The organism is Micromonospora sp. NPDC048999, assembly GCF_040649295.1.
GTDB lineage: Bacteria > Actinomycetota > Actinomycetes > Mycobacteriales > Micromonosporaceae > Micromonospora.
Map to the genome: position 1 here is coordinate 1 of NZ_JBEZFI010000032.1, position 17,922 is coordinate 17,922.

19 protein-coding genes are annotated in these 17,922 nt (G+C 71.3%); 11 read left to right on the forward strand and 8 right to left on the reverse strand.

Annotated features, from left to right (window positions below):
• Window positions 1-106 precede the first annotated feature (106 nt).
• A complete protein-coding gene (locus AB0C02_RS25165) occupies window positions 107-472 on the reverse strand; it encodes a VOC family protein (protein ID WP_357551292.1) in 366 nt (121 codons plus the stop codon).
• Window positions 473-527: 55 nt separating this feature from the next.
• A complete protein-coding gene (locus tag AB0C02_RS25170; RefSeq protein WP_357551294.1) occupies window positions 528-2,234 on the reverse strand; it encodes an acyl-CoA dehydrogenase family protein in 1,707 nt (568 codons plus the stop codon).
• A gap of 109 nt (window positions 2,235-2,343) precedes the next feature.
• Between AB0C02_RS25170 and AB0C02_RS25175 the strand changes: the two genes are divergently transcribed.
• Window positions 2,344-2,802 (forward strand): hypothetical protein, encoded by a 459-nt coding sequence (locus AB0C02_RS25175; protein ID WP_357551295.1) that lies wholly within the window; start codon window positions 2,344-2,346, stop codon window positions 2,800-2,802.
• Between the two features lie 4 nt (window positions 2,803-2,806).
• Here AB0C02_RS25175 and AB0C02_RS25180 read toward each other — a convergent pair whose 3' ends face one another.
• The 3 genes from AB0C02_RS25180 to AB0C02_RS25190 all read right to left on the reverse strand — a co-directional run bounded on the left by AB0C02_RS25180 (window position 2,807) and on the right by AB0C02_RS25190 (window position 5,760).
• A complete protein-coding gene (locus AB0C02_RS25180; RefSeq protein WP_357551421.1) occupies window positions 2,807-3,415 on the reverse strand; it encodes a thymidine kinase in 609 nt (202 codons plus the stop codon).
• A 166-nt stretch (window positions 3,416-3,581) separates the two neighbouring features.
• Window positions 3,582-4,976 carry an MFS transporter gene (locus AB0C02_RS25185; protein WP_357551296.1) on the reverse strand — a complete coding sequence of 465 codons (1,395 nt, stop codon included), beginning with the start codon at window positions 4,974-4,976 and terminating at the stop codon, window positions 3,582-3,584.
• A gap of 16 nt (window positions 4,977-4,992) precedes the next feature.
• The gene (locus AB0C02_RS25190; protein WP_357551424.1) at window positions 4,993-5,760 is read right to left on the reverse strand and encodes a glycerophosphodiester phosphodiesterase family protein; all 768 of its coding nucleotides are present in this window, start codon (window positions 5,758-5,760) and stop codon (window positions 4,993-4,995) included.
• A 99-nt stretch (window positions 5,761-5,859) separates the two neighbouring features.
• Here AB0C02_RS25190 and AB0C02_RS25195 point away from each other — a divergent pair, with 99 nt between their 5' ends.
• Both AB0C02_RS25195 and AB0C02_RS25200 read left to right on the forward strand, forming a co-directional pair.
• Window positions 5,860-6,315: a helix-turn-helix domain-containing protein gene (locus AB0C02_RS25195; protein ID WP_357551298.1), complete on the forward strand. Its 456-nt coding sequence runs from the start codon at window positions 5,860-5,862 to the stop codon at window positions 6,313-6,315.
• On the forward strand, window positions 6,308-6,676 hold the full coding sequence (locus AB0C02_RS25200) for a DUF4180 domain-containing protein (RefSeq protein ID WP_357551300.1): 369 nt from the start codon (window positions 6,308-6,310) through the stop codon (window positions 6,674-6,676). Before AB0C02_RS25195 ends, AB0C02_RS25200 begins: the two co-directional genes overlap by 8 nt.
• A gap of 20 nt (window positions 6,677-6,696) precedes the next feature.
• On the opposite strand, the gene AB0C02_RS25205 is transcribed toward AB0C02_RS25200, so the two are convergent.
• Window positions 6,697-7,473, reverse strand: a complete 777-nt coding sequence (locus AB0C02_RS25205; protein ID WP_357551301.1) for a lysophospholipid acyltransferase family protein — start codon at window positions 7,471-7,473, stop codon at window positions 6,697-6,699.
• Window positions 7,474-7,651: 178 nt separating this feature from the next.
• On the opposite strand from AB0C02_RS25205, the gene AB0C02_RS25210 reads away from it, so the two are divergent.
• The 4 genes from AB0C02_RS25210 (at window position 7,652) to AB0C02_RS25225 (ending at window position 11,802) form a co-directional block, all read left to right on the forward strand.
• Window positions 7,652-9,064: a cytochrome ubiquinol oxidase subunit I gene (locus AB0C02_RS25210; protein ID WP_357551302.1), complete on the forward strand. Its 1,413-nt coding sequence runs from the start codon at window positions 7,652-7,654 to the stop codon at window positions 9,062-9,064.
• A gap of 12 nt (window positions 9,065-9,076) precedes the next feature.
• Window positions 9,077-10,075 carry a cytochrome d ubiquinol oxidase subunit II gene (gene cydB, locus AB0C02_RS25215; protein WP_357551304.1) on the forward strand — a complete coding sequence of 333 codons (999 nt, stop codon included), beginning with the start codon at window positions 9,077-9,079 and terminating at the stop codon, window positions 10,073-10,075.
• Between the two features lie 162 nt (window positions 10,076-10,237).
• Entirely contained in the window at window positions 10,238-10,849 is a 612-nt protein-coding gene (locus AB0C02_RS25220; RefSeq protein WP_357551305.1) for a dihydrofolate reductase family protein, read from the forward strand.
• A complete protein-coding gene (locus tag AB0C02_RS25225; protein ID WP_357551306.1) occupies window positions 10,846-11,802 on the forward strand; it encodes a GNAT family N-acetyltransferase in 957 nt (318 codons plus the stop codon). Before AB0C02_RS25220 ends, AB0C02_RS25225 begins: the two co-directional genes overlap by 4 nt.
• Before the next feature lie 89 nt (window positions 11,803-11,891).
• Here the strand turns inward: AB0C02_RS25225 and AB0C02_RS25230 are convergent, their stop codons facing one another.
• Entirely contained in the window at window positions 11,892-12,572 is a 681-nt protein-coding gene (locus tag AB0C02_RS25230; RefSeq protein WP_357551307.1) for a hypothetical protein, read from the reverse strand.
• Between the two features lie 67 nt (window positions 12,573-12,639).
• Window positions 12,640-13,098, reverse strand: a complete 459-nt coding sequence (locus AB0C02_RS25235) for a peroxiredoxin (RefSeq protein ID WP_357551309.1) — start codon at window positions 13,096-13,098, stop codon at window positions 12,640-12,642.
• Window positions 13,099-13,243: 145 nt separating this feature from the next.
• Here AB0C02_RS25235 and AB0C02_RS25240 point away from each other — a divergent pair, with 145 nt between their 5' ends.
• The 4 genes from AB0C02_RS25240 to AB0C02_RS25255 all read left to right on the forward strand — a co-directional run bounded on the left by AB0C02_RS25240 (window position 13,244) and on the right by AB0C02_RS25255 (window position 17,538).
• Window positions 13,244-13,972: an SDR family oxidoreductase gene (locus AB0C02_RS25240; protein ID WP_357551311.1), complete on the forward strand. Its 729-nt coding sequence runs from the start codon at window positions 13,244-13,246 to the stop codon at window positions 13,970-13,972.
• An 83-nt stretch (window positions 13,973-14,055) separates the two neighbouring features.
• Window positions 14,056-14,505 carry a helix-turn-helix transcriptional regulator gene (locus tag AB0C02_RS25245; protein ID WP_357551313.1) on the forward strand — a complete coding sequence of 150 codons (450 nt, stop codon included), beginning with the start codon at window positions 14,056-14,058 and terminating at the stop codon, window positions 14,503-14,505.
• 5 nt (window positions 14,506-14,510) lie between these two features.
• Window positions 14,511-14,921 (forward strand): VOC family protein, encoded by a 411-nt coding sequence (locus tag AB0C02_RS25250; protein ID WP_357551314.1) that lies wholly within the window; start codon window positions 14,511-14,513, stop codon window positions 14,919-14,921.
• A gap of 223 nt (window positions 14,922-15,144) precedes the next feature.
• Entirely contained in the window at window positions 15,145-17,538 is a 2,394-nt protein-coding gene (locus AB0C02_RS25255; RefSeq protein WP_357551316.1) for an excinuclease ABC subunit UvrA, read from the forward strand.
• Window positions 17,539-17,922: the final 384 nt, after the last annotated feature.

Genomic DNA, 17,922 nt, shown 5'->3' on the forward strand with positions numbered 1-17,922 from the left:
AACGCGAACGCCTGAACACACTCGGCCTGCACCTGTGCACCGATCTCGACTGCGCGGTCAATACGCACACCAAGCTGGTGCCTGCCGAGCCGACGCCGGGCCAGCCTTACGGGCGGGGGCAGATGCAGAACGGTTGGCCGATCGGGTCGAGCAGCACGGTCCACCGCTCGCCGCCGGGCTGGAAGTCGGGCCTCGTCGCACCGGCTGCCAGGAGGTCCTTCTCCGCGACGGTCAGGTCGTCGACGTACAGGTCGAGGTGGTAGCGCTTGCCGGCGGTCTCGTCCGGCCAGGCCGGCGGGGCGTACCCGTCCACCAGGCCGAAGCCGATCGAGGTCCCGTTATTGCTGATCATGGCGTATTCGGCCTGGCTGTGGGTGACCTCCCAGCCGAGGGCGTGGGCGTAGAACGCGGCGTGGGCGGCCGGGTCGCAGCTGTCAAGGTTGACCATCGCGAGGTCAGCGTGCACTGTCATGCCGACGATCCTGCCGGCAGATCCTGACATCCTCTGGCAGGTACCGTCCGGAGTTTCAGCAGAGCAATTCCAGGTGCCGGTGGGCGTCGGCGGCGATGTCCTCGTGCCGCAGCCGGCGGCGCGCCCAGAGCCGGGCCGCCACCTCGGCCTGCTCGTCGCCCCACGCCGCGTGCTCCACCAGCAGCGCGGTGGTCAGCGCGTACGCCGCCCGCAGCGCCAGCCCGCGCGCCCCGGCGACCAGTTCGACGGCGGTCGGGTCGGCGGTGACCTCGCCGAGCCTGGTCCGCAGCTCGTCGGTGACCGCGGCCAGGGTGTCGGCCAGGGCGGGGGAGAGCGGTCGGGCCAGGTCGACGGCGGCGGCCAGCCGGCGCAGCAGCGGTACGCCGGCGTCCTCCCGGGCGACCGCGCGCAGCACGTCCAGGGCGAGCACGTTGGTGGTGCCCTCCCAGATCGGCAGCACCTGCGCGTCGCGCAGCAGCCGCGGCACCCCGGTGTCCTCGACGTAGCCGGCGCCGCCGAACGCCTCCACGTACTCGCTGGCGCAGGCCACGGCCAGCCGGCCGGTGGCCAGCTTGGCCAGCGGCGCCACCACCCGCAGCTCGTCGGCGGCGGCCGGGTCGCCGCCCACCTCGACTCGGCCGAGTAGCGCGAACGCGTGCCCGGCCAGGACGAACGCGCCGGCCGTGTCGACCGCGAGGGCGCCGAGGGTGGCCCGGTGCAGCGGCGAGTCGGCCAGCCGCCCGCCGGCGACCTGCCGCGCCTGCGCGTACGCGAGGGCGCGGGCCAGGCCCCGGCGCATGCCGGACGCGGCGGCGGAGGCGTTGTGCACCCGGGTCACCACCACCAGGGTCATCGCCCGGACCAGGCCGGGCACGGCCGGGTCGCCCAGCGGCAGCGCGTACGCGTCGCGTAGCCCGATCTCGGCGGTGGGCAGCGCCCAGGTGCCCAGCTTGTCCTTGAGCCGGTGCACGGTCACCCCGGGCGCCGGCGCGTCGGCGGCGACGGTCGCGCCGGCCAGGGGCGAGTCGCCCGCGTAGCGGGGCACCAGGAACGGCGCGAGCACCCGGCTGCCCCGGCCGGCCCCGTCGGGCCGGGCGAGCGCGACGGCCATCGCCGCGTCGGCGGCGGAGCAGAACCACTTCTCCCCGGTCAGCCGCCACGACCCGTCGGCGGCGGGCCGGCCGATGGTGCTGGAGCCGGACAGGTCGGACCCGCCCTGCGACTCGGTCATCCACTGCCCGCTGACGATCGCGGCGGCCGGGTCGGTGGAGATCAGCCGGGGCAGCCACGCGTCGCGGACGCCGCTGTCGACCTCGGGGAGGCTGAGCAGCGCCGCGGCGCCGTCGGCCATGGCCACCGGGCAGGAGAAGGTGGCCGACTCCGGGGCGTACAGGTGCAGCAGGGCGTGCTGGACGACCCGGGCGGCGGCCCCCCAGGTGCCGCGCGCGGACTCCAGGTAGGGCAGCGCGACCACGGCGTGCCGGGCGGCGGCGGCCCGCTGGGCCTGCCAGCCGGCGGAGGTGTCGATGCGGTCGACGCGGGCGCCCCACGGGTCATAGCGGACCAGGGCGGGCGGGTGGGTCTCGGCGTCGGTGTGCGCGGCCCGCAGCGGACCGGTGACGTCGGCGGCCAGGTCGGCCAGGCGCCCTTTCGCGGCGGCGTGCCCGGCCGGGCCGAGGTGCCGGTCCAGCCAGGAGTGCAGCAACGGGTCCGCGGTGTACGGGTCGTCGGGAGTGGGCACCGGCTGCACGTAACGGGTCATCCGTGGCTCCTGCTTTGAGGGTATGCACCGACGGTAGTCGATGCGGTCGCACCGGCGACAGGGCGCAACTTCCTGCGCGCCGCCGGTGCCGCTGCCTACGGTGCAGGTGATGGGCAAGGAGCGGGAGTGGGGCAAGCCGGGCCGACGCGTCCGGCCGGGACGCGCCGGGCTGCTGTTCGGCGGCCTCGGGATCGGCGTGTGCCTGATCGGGGTGGCCGGCCTGGCGTTGTGGAACGTGCAGGTGCTGTGGCGGGCCAACGGCCCGGTGCGGGAGACCGCCGACAACTTCCTGCACGAGGTCGCCGCCGGGGAGACCGACCGGGCCTACGACAGGCTGTGCCGGCAGGCGCGCAAGAAGTGGAGCGCGGTCGGCTTCGGCAGCTGGGTGCGTACCCCGCCGGAGGTCCGCGGCTACGAGATCACCGACGTGTCGGTGGCCACCCAGCGTGGCGTCCCGCGCGCTACGGTGAAGGCGCGGCTGACCCGCGACGGCGGGGCCAGCGAGGAGCGGACGCTGTCGATCGTGCAGGAGGACGGCAAGTGGCGGGTGTGCGGGGACCCGTTCTGAGTGATCAGCCGCGCGGGCCGAGGTCGCCGGAGCGGTAGTGCCGGCGGCACAGCACCTGGTAGCGCACGTCCGCGTCGTCGACGGTGTCGCCGATGACGACCTGTTCGCCCTGGCGTACCACCCGCCCTTGGACGACCCGGGCGTTGAGCCGCCCTTCCCGGCCGCACCAGCAGAGCACCTCGACCTGGATGCGGGCCACCTCGTCGGCGAGTTCGAACAGCCGCTGCGCGGCGGGGAACAGGCAGGACCGGAAGTCGGTGGCCAGGCCGAACGCGTACACGTCGACGTCGTAGTCGTCGACCAGCTCGGCCATCTGCTCGACGTGGTCCAGGTTGTAGAAGGACGCCTCGTCGCAGATCAGGTAGTCGACCCGGGCCCCCTGGTCGAGGGCGTCGCGGACCAGGTCGCGCAGGTCGAGGTCGTCGGTGACCTCGATGGCGGCGTGGGCCAGGCCGATGCGGGTGGTGACCTGCGGTCCGAGCGAGCGGTCGATGCGGGTGGTGACCAGGCCGCGGCGGCCCTGCCGGGCGTGGTTGTGGTTCATCTGCAGCGCCATCGTGGACTTGCCGCAGTCCATCGGCCCCCAGAAGAACTTCAGCGCGGCGGCGTGCAGCGGCCGCCCGTCGACGCCACGGGCGGCGGCGCAGCCGCCGCGACGGTCGTCGCCGGGGCCCGGGAGGGGCCGGGCCAGGCAGGTCGGGGCGGCAGCGTCGTCGTCGGTCACGTCCGGGCAGCCTAGTCGATCGACCACCCTTGATCAGGTCGGTGCGGCGGCGGTCCTACAGCACCCGGGGCGGGGTGTTGCCGGCCGCGACGATGGCCCGGCGCATCGGCACGGCGGCCAGCAGCGCGAACCCGACCACGAAGAAGATCAGCAGGGAGATCAGGCCCACCCGGTAGGAGGCGGTGAGCTGGAACACCAGCCCGAAGAACAGCGGCCCGAGCCAGCTGGTGCCCTTGTCGCTGATCTTGTAGAAGCCGTAGTACTCGCCTTCCTTGCCGGCGGGGATGAGCTGGCTGAACAGTGATCGGCTCAGCGCCTGGCTGCCGCCGAGCACCAGGCCGATGCAGCCGCCGAGGATCATGAACGGCAGCGGCGCCTCGGCGGGCAGCCAGAACGCGGCGATGATCACCCCCGTCCACCCCACCAGGGACAGCAGCACCGTCTTCCAGGCGCCGATCCGCCGCGCGAGGGCGCCGAGGGCGAGCGCCCCGCCGAAGGCGACGAACTGCACCAGCAGGATGGTCACGATCAGGGTGCTCTGCTCCAGCCGCAGCTCCTCGCTGCCGTACTGGCTGGCCAGGGCGATGACGGTCTGGATGCCGTCGTTGAAGACCAGGAAGGCCAGCAGGAAGAACAGCGTCAGCGGGTACGCCTTGATCCCGCGTAGGGTGCGGCCGAGCTGCCGGAACCCGTCGGTGAGCACGTTGCCGCCGCCACCGGCCAGCGCCGCGGCGGTGGGACGCTCGCGCAGCCAGCGCAGCGGCAGCAGGGTGAACGCCGCCCACCACACCCCGGCCGACACGATCGACCAGCGGGCCAGGTCGAGGGTGCGTTGCGGGTTGCCCTCCTCGCTGAACATGCTGACCGCGACCAGGTTGAGCGCGAGCAGCAGCCCGCCCCCGAGGTAGCCGATGGCCCAGCCGCGGCTGGAGATGCCGTCACGCTCGTCCGGGCCGCCCAGCTGCGGCAGGAACGAGTTGTAGACCACGATGGCCGCGCCGAAGCAGATGTTGGCGATCAGGAACAGCGCCCCGCCGAGCAGATACCGCTCGCCGGTGACGAAGGCGAACCCGAGGGTCGCCCCGGCGCCGACGAACGTGGCCACCCCCAGCAGCCGCTTCTTGTGCACGGTCCGGTCGGCGACCGCCCCGACCACGGGCAGCACGAAGACGGTGAGCAGCACCGACAGCGAGACCAGGTACGGGAAGAAGGAGCCGGCGGCGACCTTGATGCCCAGCGGATACACGTACCCGGCGCAGCTGTCCGCGCCAAGCTCGCAGCCGGCCGCGAGCTTGGTGAGGGTGGTGAGGAACGGGCCGAGGAACACCGTGATCACGGTGGTTTGGAAGGCGGCGCTGGCCCAGTCGTAGAAGTACCAGCCGGTGCGTTCACGGCGAGTGCTGCCCGGCTGGGCGGGTTCGGTGACGGCGGGGCGGACCGTCTCGGCCATCGGTGTCCTTTGAAGTTCAGGCGGCCCAGTGGCCGCGGCTGCGGTAGACGTCGCGCAGCACGCCGACGTGATCGGTCATGATGCCATCCACACCGAGATCAAGTAAGTGGTGCATCTCGGTAGGTTCGTCGATGGTCCAGACATGCACCTGCAACCCGATCCGGTGGCAGTACGCGACGAACCGCCGGTCGACCACCGGGATGCGCCCGTACCGGACGGGGACCTGGGCGGCGACCACGGACGGGGGCAGCCGCAGCGGCCGCCCGTGCAGGGACGCCATCCGCAGCCGGGCCACCCCGCGCATGCCGAGGCTGGTGGCGACGTTCGGTCCGGCCAGGGCGCGCAGCCGGGCCAGCCGGGCGTCGCTGAACGAGGCGAGCAGCACCCGGTCGCCGGCGCCGGCCCGGTCGAGGGTGTCGAGGGTCGGCGCGACGCCGCCGTCGGCCTTGACGTCGATGTTGAACCGCACCTGCGGCCAGGCGGTGAGGACCTCGTCGAGGCGGGGGACGATGGTGGCGCCGCCGACGCGGATCGAGGCCAGGTCGGCCCAGCGCAGGTCGGCGACGCGTCCCGGCTCGCCGGTGACCCGGCGCAGGGTGGCGTCGTGGAAGATCACCGGCACGCCGTCGGCGGTGGCGTGCACGTCGGTCTCCACGTACCGGTAGCCGAGGGCGATGGCCCGGGCGAACGCGGCGGCGGTGTTCTCGTCGCCGTCGGCCGCGCCGCCGCGGTGGGCGAAGGCGAGGGGCGCGGGGGCGTCGAGGTAGCCGTAGCGGGGCTGCACGCCGGCAGTATGCCGCGCGCGGATGGCGGTGGGGTGACCGGCCGGCGTCACGCAAACCAACTTCCCCATCCTTCCCCATCGTGCGTACGATAGGGGGCGATGAGTAATGATCTGTATTCCGTTGAGCAGGTGGCCGAGCTGCTCGGCCTGCACGTGCGCACCGTGCGCGGCTACATCCGCGCCGGCCGGCTGCGGGCGGTGCGGATCGGCAAGCAGTACCGGATCGCCCGGGCCGACCTCGACGCGTTGACCGGCCACCCCGAGCCGGCGCCGTCGGCCGGCCGGCCGACGCTGGAGGTGTCGAGCATCGTGCAGGTCGACGGGATCGATCGGGCCGCCGCCGACCGGCTCGCCACCCTGGTGCTGGCCGGCGTCAACACCGGCCACGACCCTGCGCGCCCGCTGCGCGTACAAACCGTCCACGACGAGGAGCGACACCGCATGAAGCTCGTGATCCTGGGTGACGCCGCCACCACCGCCGACCTGCTGCAGCTGGTCGACGCGGTGCTGCGCGGCGACAACGGCCTGCTCGCGGGGGAGGTGCGCGATGCCTGACCTGATCCAGGAGCGGGCCGGGGTGCCGGTGCTGGTCTGCGACCCGGCCGGGCCGCCGGTGGCCACCACCGAGCAGGCCCTCGACCTGATCGGCGCGGCCTTCGGCGGCGCCGAGGTGGTCGCCGTGCCCGCCAGCCGGCTCGACCCGAGCTTCTTCTCGCTGGGCACCCGCTTCGCCGGGGAGATCATGCAGAAGTTCGTCAACTACCGGCTGCGGCTGGTCGTGGTCGGGGACATCAGCGCGCATCTGGCGGCCAGCGCGGCGCTGCGCGCCCTGGTGGCCGAGTCGAACCGGCACGACCACGTGTGGTTCGTCCCCGACCTCGACGCGCTGGACGCCCGCCTCGCCGCCGCCACCTGAGGCGCCCCTGCCCGCCCGAGTCAACCCTTGGGCGGGCGGCGGTGGGAGCGGGCGGTGTCGGCCGGGCGGCTGGGGTCGACGTGGCGCGGCCAGTACGGCTCAGCGGGGCGCAGCGGCGCCAGGTTGTCGGTGATCGCGTCGATGATCCGGTCAGTGGCCCGCCGAGCGGCACCGGGCGTGCCGGGGTTCAGGTGGCTCAGCACCACCGGAGTGCCGAAGTGCACCCGGATCACCGGTCGCCGGACGAGCGCCCGGGCGACGCCACCCAGCAGGCCCTTGGGCGCCTCGTACGGCAGCACCTCGTGCGAGCCCCACTGGGCGACCGGGACGACGGCGGCGCCACTGGCGAAGGCGAGCCGGGCCGCGCCGGTCTTGCCCCGCTCCGGCCACATCCCCGGGTCCAGGCCGATGCGCCCCTCCGGGTAGAGCAGCACCACCGAGCCGCCGGCCACGGCCGCGGCGGCGACCTCGAGCGACTGGCGCACGGAGGTGGTGCCCCGGTCGACGCGGATGTGCCCGGCACGGCGCATCAGCGGGCCGACCACGGGGGCGCGGAACAGCCCGCCGGTGGCCATGATCCGCGGTGCGACGCCGCGCGCCCGGCAGGCGGCGGCGAGCACCAGCGGATCGAACGGGCTGATGTGGTTGGCGGCCAGGATCAGCGGCCCGTGACGCAGCTGCGCCGGCACGTCGCCGGTGACCTCGAGGCGCCCCAGCAGGGCGACGACGACGCGGGCGAGCAGTTGCGCGGCCCGCCACAGCAGCGGCGCGCGCCAAGGGGCAGTCGGGGTGTTCATCAGTGCTGGATCGTCGCACGCGTCGGGGTGGGTGGGAGACCCCGGTCCCGGGCCGTGCGGCAGAGGTGATCAGGGCCATTGGTCCCGGGCCGGGTCGGGCCCCCCGGCCCTGCCGCTCCTTCTACGACGCCGGGTAGTATTTACTACGTCTCGTAGTATGTACGGCTGGGGGTTTCAGGTGGACGCGTTGGACGTCGCCCGCTGGCAGTTCGGTGTCACCACCGTCTACCACTTTCTCTTCGTGCCGCTGACCATCGGCCTGTCGATCCTGGTGGCCATCCTCCAAACCATGTGGCACCGCACCGGCAACGAGCGGTACCTCAAACTCACCAAGTTCTACGGCAAGCTCTTCCTCATCAACTTCGCGATGGGCGTGGTCACCGGCATCGTGCAGGAGTTCCAGTTCGGCATGAACTGGAGCGACTACTCCCGCTTCGTCGGCGACATCTTCGGCGCCCCCCTGGCCATCGAGGCCCTGGTCGCCTTCTTCCTCGAATCGACCTTCATCGGCCTGTGGATCTTCGGCTGGGACCGGCTGCCCAAACGCCTGCACCTGGCCGCCATCTGGGCCGCCGCCATCGGCACCAACCTGTCCGCCTACTTCATCCTCGCCGCGAACTCCTTCATGCAGCACCCGGTCGGCTACCGGATCAACCCCACCACCGGCCGCGCCGAACTGACCGACTTCTTCGCCGTACTCACCAACAAGGTCGCCCTGATCACCTTCCCGCACACCCTCGCCGGGGCGTTCCTGGTCGCCGGGTCGCTGATCGTCGCCGTCGGCCTCTACCACGTCATCCGGCACCGCGACAGCGCCGACACCGGCGCCTACCGCTTCGCCACCCGGTTCGGCTCCTGGGTCGTGCTCATCTCCTCGGCGCTGGTGCTGCTCACCGGCGACATCCAAGGCAAGATCATGACTGACGTGCAGCCGATGAAGATGGCCGCCGCCGAAGGCCTCTACACCACCGAGAGCCCCGCCTCGTTCTCCGTGCTCACCGTCGGCAGCCTCGACGGCAGCCGCGAGATCTTCGCCATCAAGATCCCGTACCTGCTGTCGTTCCTCGGCACCGGCGACCCCAACGGCACCGTGCACGGCATCAACGACCTGCAGGCCCAGTACACCGCCCAGTACGGCGCCGGCAGCTACACCCCGATCATCCCGGTCACCTACTGGAGCTTCCGCTTCATGATCGCCTTCGGGCTCGCCGCCGCCGCGATCGCCCTGCTCGTGCTCTGGACCCAGCGCAAGGGCCGCACCCCCCGCAGCCGCTGGCTGCTGCGCGCCGGCCTGGTCATGCCCGTCCTGCCGCTGCTGGCCAACTCCTTCGGCTGGATCTTCACCGAGATGGGCCGCCAGCCGTGGATCGTCTTCGGCGAGATGCTCACCCGCAACGGCGTCTCCCGCAGCGTCTCACTGACCGAGGTGCTCACCTCCTTCACCGCGTTCACCCTGATCTACGCCACCCTCGCCGTGATCGAGTTCAAACTGCTGGTCCGCTACGCCAAGGCCGGCGTACCCGACGTCACCCCGGCGCCCGTTGACGACGCCACCGACGACGCCGAGCGCCCGCTGGCGTTCGCCTACTGACCGGAGCCCACCGTGGAACTGACGACCGTCTGGTTTCTCCTCGTCGCCGTCCTCTTCACCGGCTACTTCATCCTCGAAGGCTTCGACTTCGGCGTCGGCATGCTGCTGCCCGTCCTCGGCCGCGACGACCGGGAACGCCGCGTCATGATCAACACCATCGGACCCGTCTGGGACGGCAACGAGGTCTGGCTGATCACCGCCGGCGGCGCCATGTTCGCCGCCTTCCCCGAGTGGTACGCCACCCTGTTCTCCGGCTTCTACCTGCCCCTGCTGCTCATCCTGCTGGCCCTCATCGCCCGCGGCGTCGCCTTCGAATACCGGCACAAGCGCCCCGAGGCATCCTGGAAACGCCGCTGGGACCAGGCCATCTTCCTCGGCTCCCTGCTGCCGGCGGTCCTGTGGGGCGTCGCCTTCGCCAACATCCTGCGCGGCGTACCCCTGTCCGCCGACCACGAGTACGCCGGCGGCCTGCTCGACCTGCTCAACCCGTACGCCCTGCTCGGCGGCCTGACCACCCTGGGCCTGTTCCTCACCCACGGCGCGGTGTTCCTCGCCCTCAAGACCACCGGCGACATCCGTGACCGCGCCGGCGCCCTCGCCGTCAAGGTCGGCGCCGGCACCGCCGTGGTGGCGGTGGCCTTCCTGGCCTGGACGCTGACCATCCGCTCCAGCACCGCCGCCGTCGTGCTCGCCGTCGGCGCGGCCCTCGCCCTGGTCGCCGGTCTTGCCGCCGCCCGGGTACGCCGGGAAGGCTGGGCGTTCACCGGCACCGCCGTGGCCATCGCCCTGGCCGTGGCCACCCTGTTCGCCGCGCTGTTTCCCAACGTGCTGCCGTCCACCCTGGATGCCGCCGGCACCCTCACCACCACCAACGCCGCCTCCACCCCGTACACCCTGAAGATCATGACCTGGGTGGCGGTGGTGTTCACCCCGATCGTGCTGGCCTACCAGGGCTGGACCTACTGGGTGTTCCGCAAGCGGATCGGAGTACAGAACATCCCGCAGCACTGACCGCAGGCGCGGGGCCGGGTGCGAGAAGGTCGCATCCGGCCCCGCGTGGCTCTCCTGGGGAGATCAACTGCGCTTGCCAAACCGCCTTGATCAACAGTTGGCGAATGGGCGAGGCTGGTGGGAGCCGGAACACCAGCCGGCACCCCAGGCAAGGAGATGTTCGTGCGTAAGCTCGTGTATTACATCGCCGCCACCGTGGACGGCTTCATCGCCGGTCCCGACGGCGCCGATCCCACCGGCCCCGGCGGATTCTGGCCGATCCCGCAGGACTACCTGCACCACCTCGTCGCCGAATACCCGGAGACGCTGCCGGGCCCGGCCCGGCAGGCGCTCGGCATCCTCGCCGAGGGCACCCGCTTCGACACCGTCCTGGAGGGACGCCACTCCTACGAGCTGGGCCTCAAGGTCGGGGTGACCGACGCCTACCCCCACCTGCGCCACCTGGTGTTCTCGCGCACCCTGGCCCAGAGCCCGGACCCGGCCGTCGAGATCATCTCCGGGGACCCGATCGCCACGGTACGCGAGCTGAAACGGCACGACGGCAAGGACATCTGGGTGATCGGCGGCGGAGCCCTGGCCGGCGCCCTGTATCCCGAGATCGATCAGCTGATCGTCAAGCTCGCCCCGTTGACCGTCGGCGCCGGCATCCCACTGTTCGGCCGCGAGGCCGTCTTCGCGCCGCGCACCTGGCAGCTGACCGACCACACCGTACTGGACAGCGGCGCGCTCTTCCTGACCTACACCCGCACGAACGCCGGACCGGAGTCAGCATGACCAACAGCGGCACCACCACCGGCGACGTCACGATCCGCCCCATCCACGGGCCGGACGAGATCGCGATGTTCAACCGCCTGCCGTACACCATCAACCACGAACTCGCCGACGACCTCGCCGCACACCGCCGCCGACCCGAGTGGATGTGGATGGCCCTGCGCGGTGAACGCCTGCTGGCCAGAGTCGCCTGGTGGGGTCGCCCCGGCGACCCCACCCCGCTGCTGCTGGACATCCTCGACATCGACGACGACGGCGAGGACCTGACCGAGGTCGCGCGAGCGCTGTACGCGACAGCGGCGGCCCAGGTCGTACCACCCGGCGCCATCCCGCCCGAATACGGCCGCTTCATCCCGGCAAACTGGCGCGAGGACCCGGCCACGTACCGGGCGGTGCGATCCCGGATGGCCGTCGTGGAAAGCACCGGCGCCAGCCTGACAGTCGAACGATTGCGCCTGGAATGGCGCCCCGGCACAGCGCTGCCCGCGCCCGATCAACGCCTGGCCTTCCGCCCGGCCGGCGACCCCGACGAGCTGATCGCGCTGATGACCCGCGCCCTGGACGGCACCCTGGATGCGCACAGCCGCGCGGACCTGGCGCAGATGTCCGCCCACGACGCCGCCACCAAGCACTACGAACAGGAACTCGCGACCTACTCCAGCCCTCGCCAATGGTGGCGGATCGCCACGCTGGGCGAGGACGGCGAGCCGGTCGGGTTCATCCTCCCGGCCCGCAACGCCTACCACCCGGTGATCGCCTACCTCGGGGTGGTCCCGGAACACCGCGGCCACGGCTACGTTCACGGCGTCCTCGCCGAAGGCACCCGCATCCTGGCAGGCGAGAACGTCCCGCGCATCCGCGCCGCCACCGACCTGGGCAACACCCCCATGGCGAACGCCTTCGCCCGCGCGGGCTACGTCAACTTCGAGCGCGCCATCAACCTGGCCTGGCACTGACTCGGCCCCGGCCGAGAAACGCCGCGGCGGCACCGTGCCAGACGGCCCGGGCCCCGGCCGAGGCGTTCCTCGGCCGGGGCCCGCTGGTCTCAGTGGGCCTCGCGCAGCTCCGCCAGCCGCGCCTCGATCTCCGCCAGCTCGGCGCGCAGCTTCTCCGCCTGCTGCTCCGCCTCGGCCCGCTCCGCGGCCAGGATCTGCTCCACCGCCTCCTGCACGCCCGGCACGTCCACCAGCGCCACCATCCGCAGCGCCTCCGCCGGCTTCACCACGTACGGCTTCGCCAGGGCCTTCACGCCCTGCTGCGCCGCCACCGTCCACTCGCCCTCGGCGTACGCCAACGTCACGGTCAGCCCGGCCGGGCTCTTCGGCTTGACCGCCTTCACCGCCCGCTTCGCCGGTTTCGCCAGCGCCTGCTGTTCCACCTTCGGCTCCTCCCGTGGCGCCGGCACCGGCGGTGTGTCCAACACGAACTCCGGCTCCGGCGCCGACTCCGCCTCTACCGGCGGCTCCGGCTTCGACTCCGCCGGCTTCCGCCCGGCCCCCTTCGGCGCGATCGCCACGTCGGCGGGGGAGAAGGGCAACTCGTCCCGGCCGAACCGCACCACCACGAACTCCTCGGAGACCTCCGGATCGGTCAGCTCCACCACCTGCCCGAGCTGACCGGCCATCTGCCCGGCGGCCGCGGTGAACACCACCTTCGGCTTGCGGCCCGCCGCCAACGCCTCCCGGATCCCCTGTACCTCGTCAGTGGACAAACCCTGGCCCGCCATCACGCCCTCTTCCGTACACGTGTTTGATGTGCAGCCTTGATACCAGCCGGCTGCGACAACCGGAAGATCAGCCCCCGAGGGCGCGTAACGCGACGTCGGCGTGCTCGGTCATGCTCAACTCGCTGTGTACCACGGCCAGCACCCGCCGGTCCGGGCCGATCACGAACGTCATCCGCCGCGTGCTCAACGCCCCCAACGGCAGCCGGCGCCGCACCCCGAACGCCGCCGCCACCGTCCCGTCGACGTCCGACAGCAGGGGATAGTCGAAGCCGTGCCGGCGGGAGAACTCCGCCTGCTTCGCCACCGGGTCCCGACTGATCCCGATCCGCTGCGCGCCGACTGCCCCGAACTCCGCCGCCAGGTCCCGGAAGTGGCAACCCTCTACCGTGCAGCCCCGCGTCATCGCCGCCGGATAGAAGAACAACACCACCGGCCCCGCCGCCAGAAAGTCCGACAACCGCCGCGTCGTGCCCGTCTCGTCCGGCAGCTCGAAATCCTCGACCAGGTCACCGGCACCCACCGTCACGCGTACCTCCCAGGAACGAAGCCACCGTCGCGCTGAGCCTAAGCGACCAACCCCACGCAGCGTCACGGTGTGACCGTCCTCTCCACCCGGTCGCCGCTCCGCTCGCGGTAACGTCACCGCAACCACCAGGGCAGGGGAGAGGGCATTGACCTCCGTCACCATCATCACCGGCGGTAGCCGCGGCATCGGCGCCGCCACCGCCCGCCGACTCGCTACGGCCGGCCACGACATCGTCATCGGCTACCGCCGTGACCACGACGCCGCGAAGACCGTCCTCGCCGACGTCCACGCCGCCGGCCGGCGCGGCGTTGCCCTCCCCGCCGACACCACCGACCCCGACCAGGTCGCCGCCCTCTTCGACGCCGCCGCCGACCTCGGACCCGTCACCGGCCTGGTCAACAACGCCGGCATCACCAGCCCGATCGGCCCCTTCACCGACCTGCGCCACGACGACCTGCGCCAGGTCGTCGACGTCAACCTCATCGGGTACGTCCTCTGCGCCCAGCAGGCCGCCCGCCGGATGACCCGCGGCGGCGCCATCGTCAACGTCTCCTCCGCCGCCGCCACCCTCGGCAGCCCCGGCGAATACCTCCACTACGCCGCCGTCAAGGCCGCCACCGACACCTTCACCGTCGGCCTGGCCAAGGAGCTCGCCCCACGCGGCATCCGGGTCAACGCCGTCGCCCCCGGCATCATCCGCACCGACATCCACGCCCTCTCCGGCGAACCCGACCGCGCCGACCGCGCCGCCGGACGCATCCCACTGGGCCGCGCCGGCGAACCCGACGAGATCGCCGGCGCCATCGCCTTCCTCCTCGGCCCCGACGCCTCCTACACCACCGGCGCCGTCCTGCGCATCGCCGGCGGCCTCTGACCGGCCCACGCGGCCCCTGTTCCACCGCCCCGGCCCTCCGCGTAGCTGTGCAAATTTGGGCCTGATATGACACGATTTCGCAGGTGAGCAGCAGACCCGCCGAAGCCCAGCACCTGCGCGACCTCGCACGGCTGCGCCGCGTCCGCGACCGGATCGACCGGGAGTACGCACAACCGCTGGACGTCGAGGCCCTCGCCCACGGCGTGAACATGTCCGCCGGGCACCTCAGCCGCCAGTTCCGGCAGGCATACGGCGAGTCACCGTACGCCTATCTCATGACCCGGCGCATCGAGCGCGCCATGGCCCTGCTGCGCCGTGGCGACCTCACCGTCACCGAAGTCTGTTTCGCCGTCGGCTGCTCCTCCCTGGGCACCTTCAGCACCCGCTTCACCGAACTGGTCGGCATGCCGCCCAGCACCTACCGCCGTCACGCGACGCGCACGACTTCGGGGATCCCGCCGTGCGTGGCGAAACAGGTGACCCGACCGGTCAGGAATCGAGAAGCGCGACCCACCGAGCCGCAACTAGCCTGACCTGCATGAACATCACCATTCACGCAAGCTTCCTCCCGCAGGACGATCCGGAGGCCGCGCTGGCCTTCTACCGCGACGCCCTCGGCTTCGAGGTCCGCAACGACGTCGGGCAGGGCAAGATCCGCTGGATCACGGTCGGCCCTGCGGATCAGCCCGACACGTCCATCGTCCTGGCCCCGCCGTCCGTCAACCCCGGCCTCACCGACGACGAGCGGCGCATCATCGCCGAGATGATGGCCAAGGGCACCTACGCCATGCTCCTGCTGGCCACCCCGGACCTCGACGCCACCTTCGAGCGGCTGCAGGCCAGCGCCGCCGAGGTCGTCCAGGAACCGACCGAGCAGCCGTACGGCGTCCGCGACTGCGCCTTCCGCGATCCCGCCGGCAACATGATCCGCATCCAGGAACTGCGCTGAGCCGTCCCGCGACATCGACGCGCCGCCACGGGCCACGGCAGGTTGGTCTGACGCCCGGGCCGGATGTCCGGCTACCTTGGGGTGCGCCGCGACGTCCGGCCCAGCGTCAACCGGGGGCATCGCGGCACCCCGAATCCACTCGAAGCTGACCAGATCGCACCAAACGGCGCAAGACGGGGGTCACGCACGCGGCCCCGCCCCACAGAGACGGAGACACGCAGAGATGGCCACGACGACGGACCCGCGGTCGCCGGCGCCGCACGGTGCCGACACCCACGACCTGATCCGCGTCCAAGGCGCCCGCGAGCACAACCTCAAGGACGTCAGCATCGAGATCCCGAAACGCCGGCTGACCGTGTTCACCGGCGTCTCCGGCTCAGGCAAGAGCTCCCTGGTGTTCGGCACCATCGCCGCGGAGTCGCAGCGGCTGATCAACGAGACCTACAGCGCCTTCGTACAGGGCTTCATGCCGACGCTGGCCCGGCCCGAGGTCGACGTCCTCGAAGGGCTGACGACAGCGATCATCGTCGACCAGGAACGGATGGGCGCCAACGCCCGCTCCACCGTCGGCACCGCCACCGACGCCAACGCGATGCTGCGCATCCTCTTCAGCCGACTCGGGCAACCGCACATCGGTTCGCCCCAGGCCTTCTCCTTCAACGTCGCCTCGATCAGTGGCGCCGGCGCGGTCACCGTCGAACGAGCAGGCAGGACGACAAAGGAGCGGCGCAGCTTCAACATCACCGGTGGCATGTGCTCGCGCTGCGAGGGCATGGGCCGAGTGAACGACTTCGACCTGTCCGCCCTCTACGACGACAGCAAATCGCTCAACGAGGGTGCCCTCACCATCCCCGGCTACAGCATGGACGGCTGGTACGGCCGCATCTTCACCGGCTGCGGCTTCTTCGACCCCGACAAGCCGATCCGCAAATTCACCAAAAAAGAGCTGAACGACCTGCTCTACAAGGAACCGACCAAAATCAAGGTCGAGGGCATCAACCTCACGTACGAAGGCCTGATCCCGAAAATCCAAAAGTCGATGCTCTCCAAGGACATCGACGCGCTGCAGCCACACATCCGCACCTTCGTGGAACGGGTCGTCACGTTCAGCACCTGCCCCGACTGCGGCGGCACCCGCCTGTCCGCGGCGGCCCGATCATCGAAGATCAACGAAATCAACATCGCCGACGCCTGCGCGATGCAGATCAGCGACCTCGCCGCGTGGGTACGCGCACTGAACGAACCCTCAGTCGCGCCGCTGCTGACCGCGCTGCAGCACACCCTCGACTCGTTCGTCGAGATCGGGCTCGGCTACCTCAGCCTCGACCGGCCCTCGGGCACACTCTCCGGCGGCGAGGCGCAACGCGTCAAGATGATCCGCCACCTCGGCTCCTCGCTGACCGACGTCACCTACGTCTTCGACGAGCCGACGATCGGCCTGCACCCCCACGACATCCAGCGAATGAACCGCCTGCTGCGGCAACTGCGCGACAAGGGCAACACCGTGCTGGTCATCGAACACAAGCCGGAAACCATCGCCATCGCCGACCACGTCGTCGACCTCGGCCCCGGCGCCGGCACCGCCGGGGGAGAGGTGATGTTCGAGGGCACCATCGACGGACTACGCGCCAGCGGCACCCTGACCGGCCGGCACCTGGACGACCGAGCCACCCTGAAACCGTCGCCGCGGACCCGATCGGGCGTGCTGGAAGTACGCGGCGCCAACACCCACAACCTGCGGGACGTCGACCTCGACATCCCACTCGGCGTGCTCGTCGTCGTCACCGGGGTCGCCGGCTCAGGCAAGAGTTCCCTGATCCACGGCTCGGTGTCCGGGCGCGACGGGGTGGTGTCGGTCGACCAGACCCCGATCCGCGGCTCACGACGGAGCAACCCGGCCACGTACACCGGGCTGCTCGACCCGATCCGCAAGGCGTTCGCGAAGGCCAACGGCGTCAAGCCCGCCCTGTTCAGCGCCAACTCCGAAGGCGCCTGCCCCACCTGCAACGGCGCCGGTGTCATCTACACCGACCTGGCGATGATGGCCGGCGTCGCCACCACCTGCGAGGAATGCGACGGCAAGCGATTCCAGGCCTCGGTGCTGGAATACCACCTCGGCGGCCGCGACATCAGCGAGGTACTCGCGATGTCGGTGACCGAAGCCGAGGAGTTCTTCGGCTCCGGCGAGGCCCGCACCCCCGCCGCGCACGCCATCCTCCACCGCCTCGCCGACGTCGGGCTCGGCTACCTCAGCCTCGGCCAGCCACTCACCACACTGTCCGGCGGCGAACGGCAACGACTCAAGCTGGCCACCCGCATGACCGACAAGGGCGGCGTCTACATCCTCGACGAACCGACCACCGGCCTGCACCTCGCCGACGTCGAGCAACTACTCGGCCTGCTCGACCGACTCGTCGACTCCGGCAAGTCGGTCATCGTCATCGAACACCACCAGGCGGTCATGGCACACGCCGACTGGATCATCGACCTCGGCCCCGGCGCCGGCCACGACGGCGGCCGGATCGTCTTCGAAGGCACACCCGCCGACCTCGTCGCCGCCCGCTCCACCCTCACCGGCGAACACCTCGCGACCTACGTGGGCAGTGGCAGGAAGTAGGGAAGGCCGCCACTACCGCCGCTGGGAATGTGGCGACACCGGGCTGTCGTGGGCGAGGTGCGCCTCATCTTGAAGCGATATGCCTGTGCGGAATATTTATGACTCACAGGCATATCGCTCTTACCCCTCCACAAAAGGCAAGCATTACCCTCGGCATCCAACGAGGCGCCTCACTGCCACCCGGCAACGGATCCCGATCAAGGGGAGAGGCGCATGCGCATCCCCGGAATGGGGATGCTTCGAGGCAGGCGGCCGCCAGATCAACTCCGCTCCAACGGGGCCGTAGCTGCACGTCCAGGTTCACCGGCCGCAGGGGCACCGAAGAATGGACCATGTCGCCGCAGATCGTGCTGCCCGAAGCTTCCGCCAGCTCTGCCTCAGGTC

Coding starts and splice junctions, on each gene's coding strand:
- AB0C02_RS25200 (WP_357551300.1), top strand. CDS start 6,308: ATGCCTGACCTGATCCAGGAGCGGGCCGGGGTGCCGGTGCTGGTCTGC.
- AB0C02_RS25165 (WP_357551292.1), bottom strand. CDS start 472: ATGACAGTGCACGCTGACCTCGCGATGGTCAACCTTGACAGCTGCGAC.
- AB0C02_RS25255 (WP_357551316.1), top strand. CDS start 15,145: ATGGCCACGACGACGGACCCGCGGTCGCCGGCGCCGCACGGTGCCGAC.
- AB0C02_RS25250 (WP_357551314.1), top strand. CDS start 14,511: ATGAACATCACCATTCACGCAAGCTTCCTCCCGCAGGACGATCCGGAG.
- AB0C02_RS25205 (WP_357551301.1), bottom strand. CDS start 7,473: ATGAACACCCCGACTGCCCCTTGGCGCGCGCCGCTGCTGTGGCGGGCC.
- AB0C02_RS25185 (WP_357551296.1), bottom strand. CDS start 4,976: ATGGCCGAGACGGTCCGCCCCGCCGTCACCGAACCCGCCCAGCCGGGC.
- AB0C02_RS25175 (WP_357551295.1), top strand. CDS start 2,344: ATGGGCAAGGAGCGGGAGTGGGGCAAGCCGGGCCGACGCGTCCGGCCG.
- AB0C02_RS25230 (WP_357551307.1), bottom strand. CDS start 12,572: ATGGCGGGCCAGGGTTTGTCCACTGACGAGGTACAGGGGATCCGGGAG.
- AB0C02_RS25225 (WP_357551306.1), top strand. CDS start 10,846: ATGACCAACAGCGGCACCACCACCGGCGACGTCACGATCCGCCCCATC.
- AB0C02_RS25195 (WP_357551298.1), top strand. CDS start 5,860: ATGAGTAATGATCTGTATTCCGTTGAGCAGGTGGCCGAGCTGCTCGGC.
- AB0C02_RS25170 (WP_357551294.1), bottom strand. CDS start 2,234: ATGACCCGTTACGTGCAGCCGGTGCCCACTCCCGACGACCCGTACACC.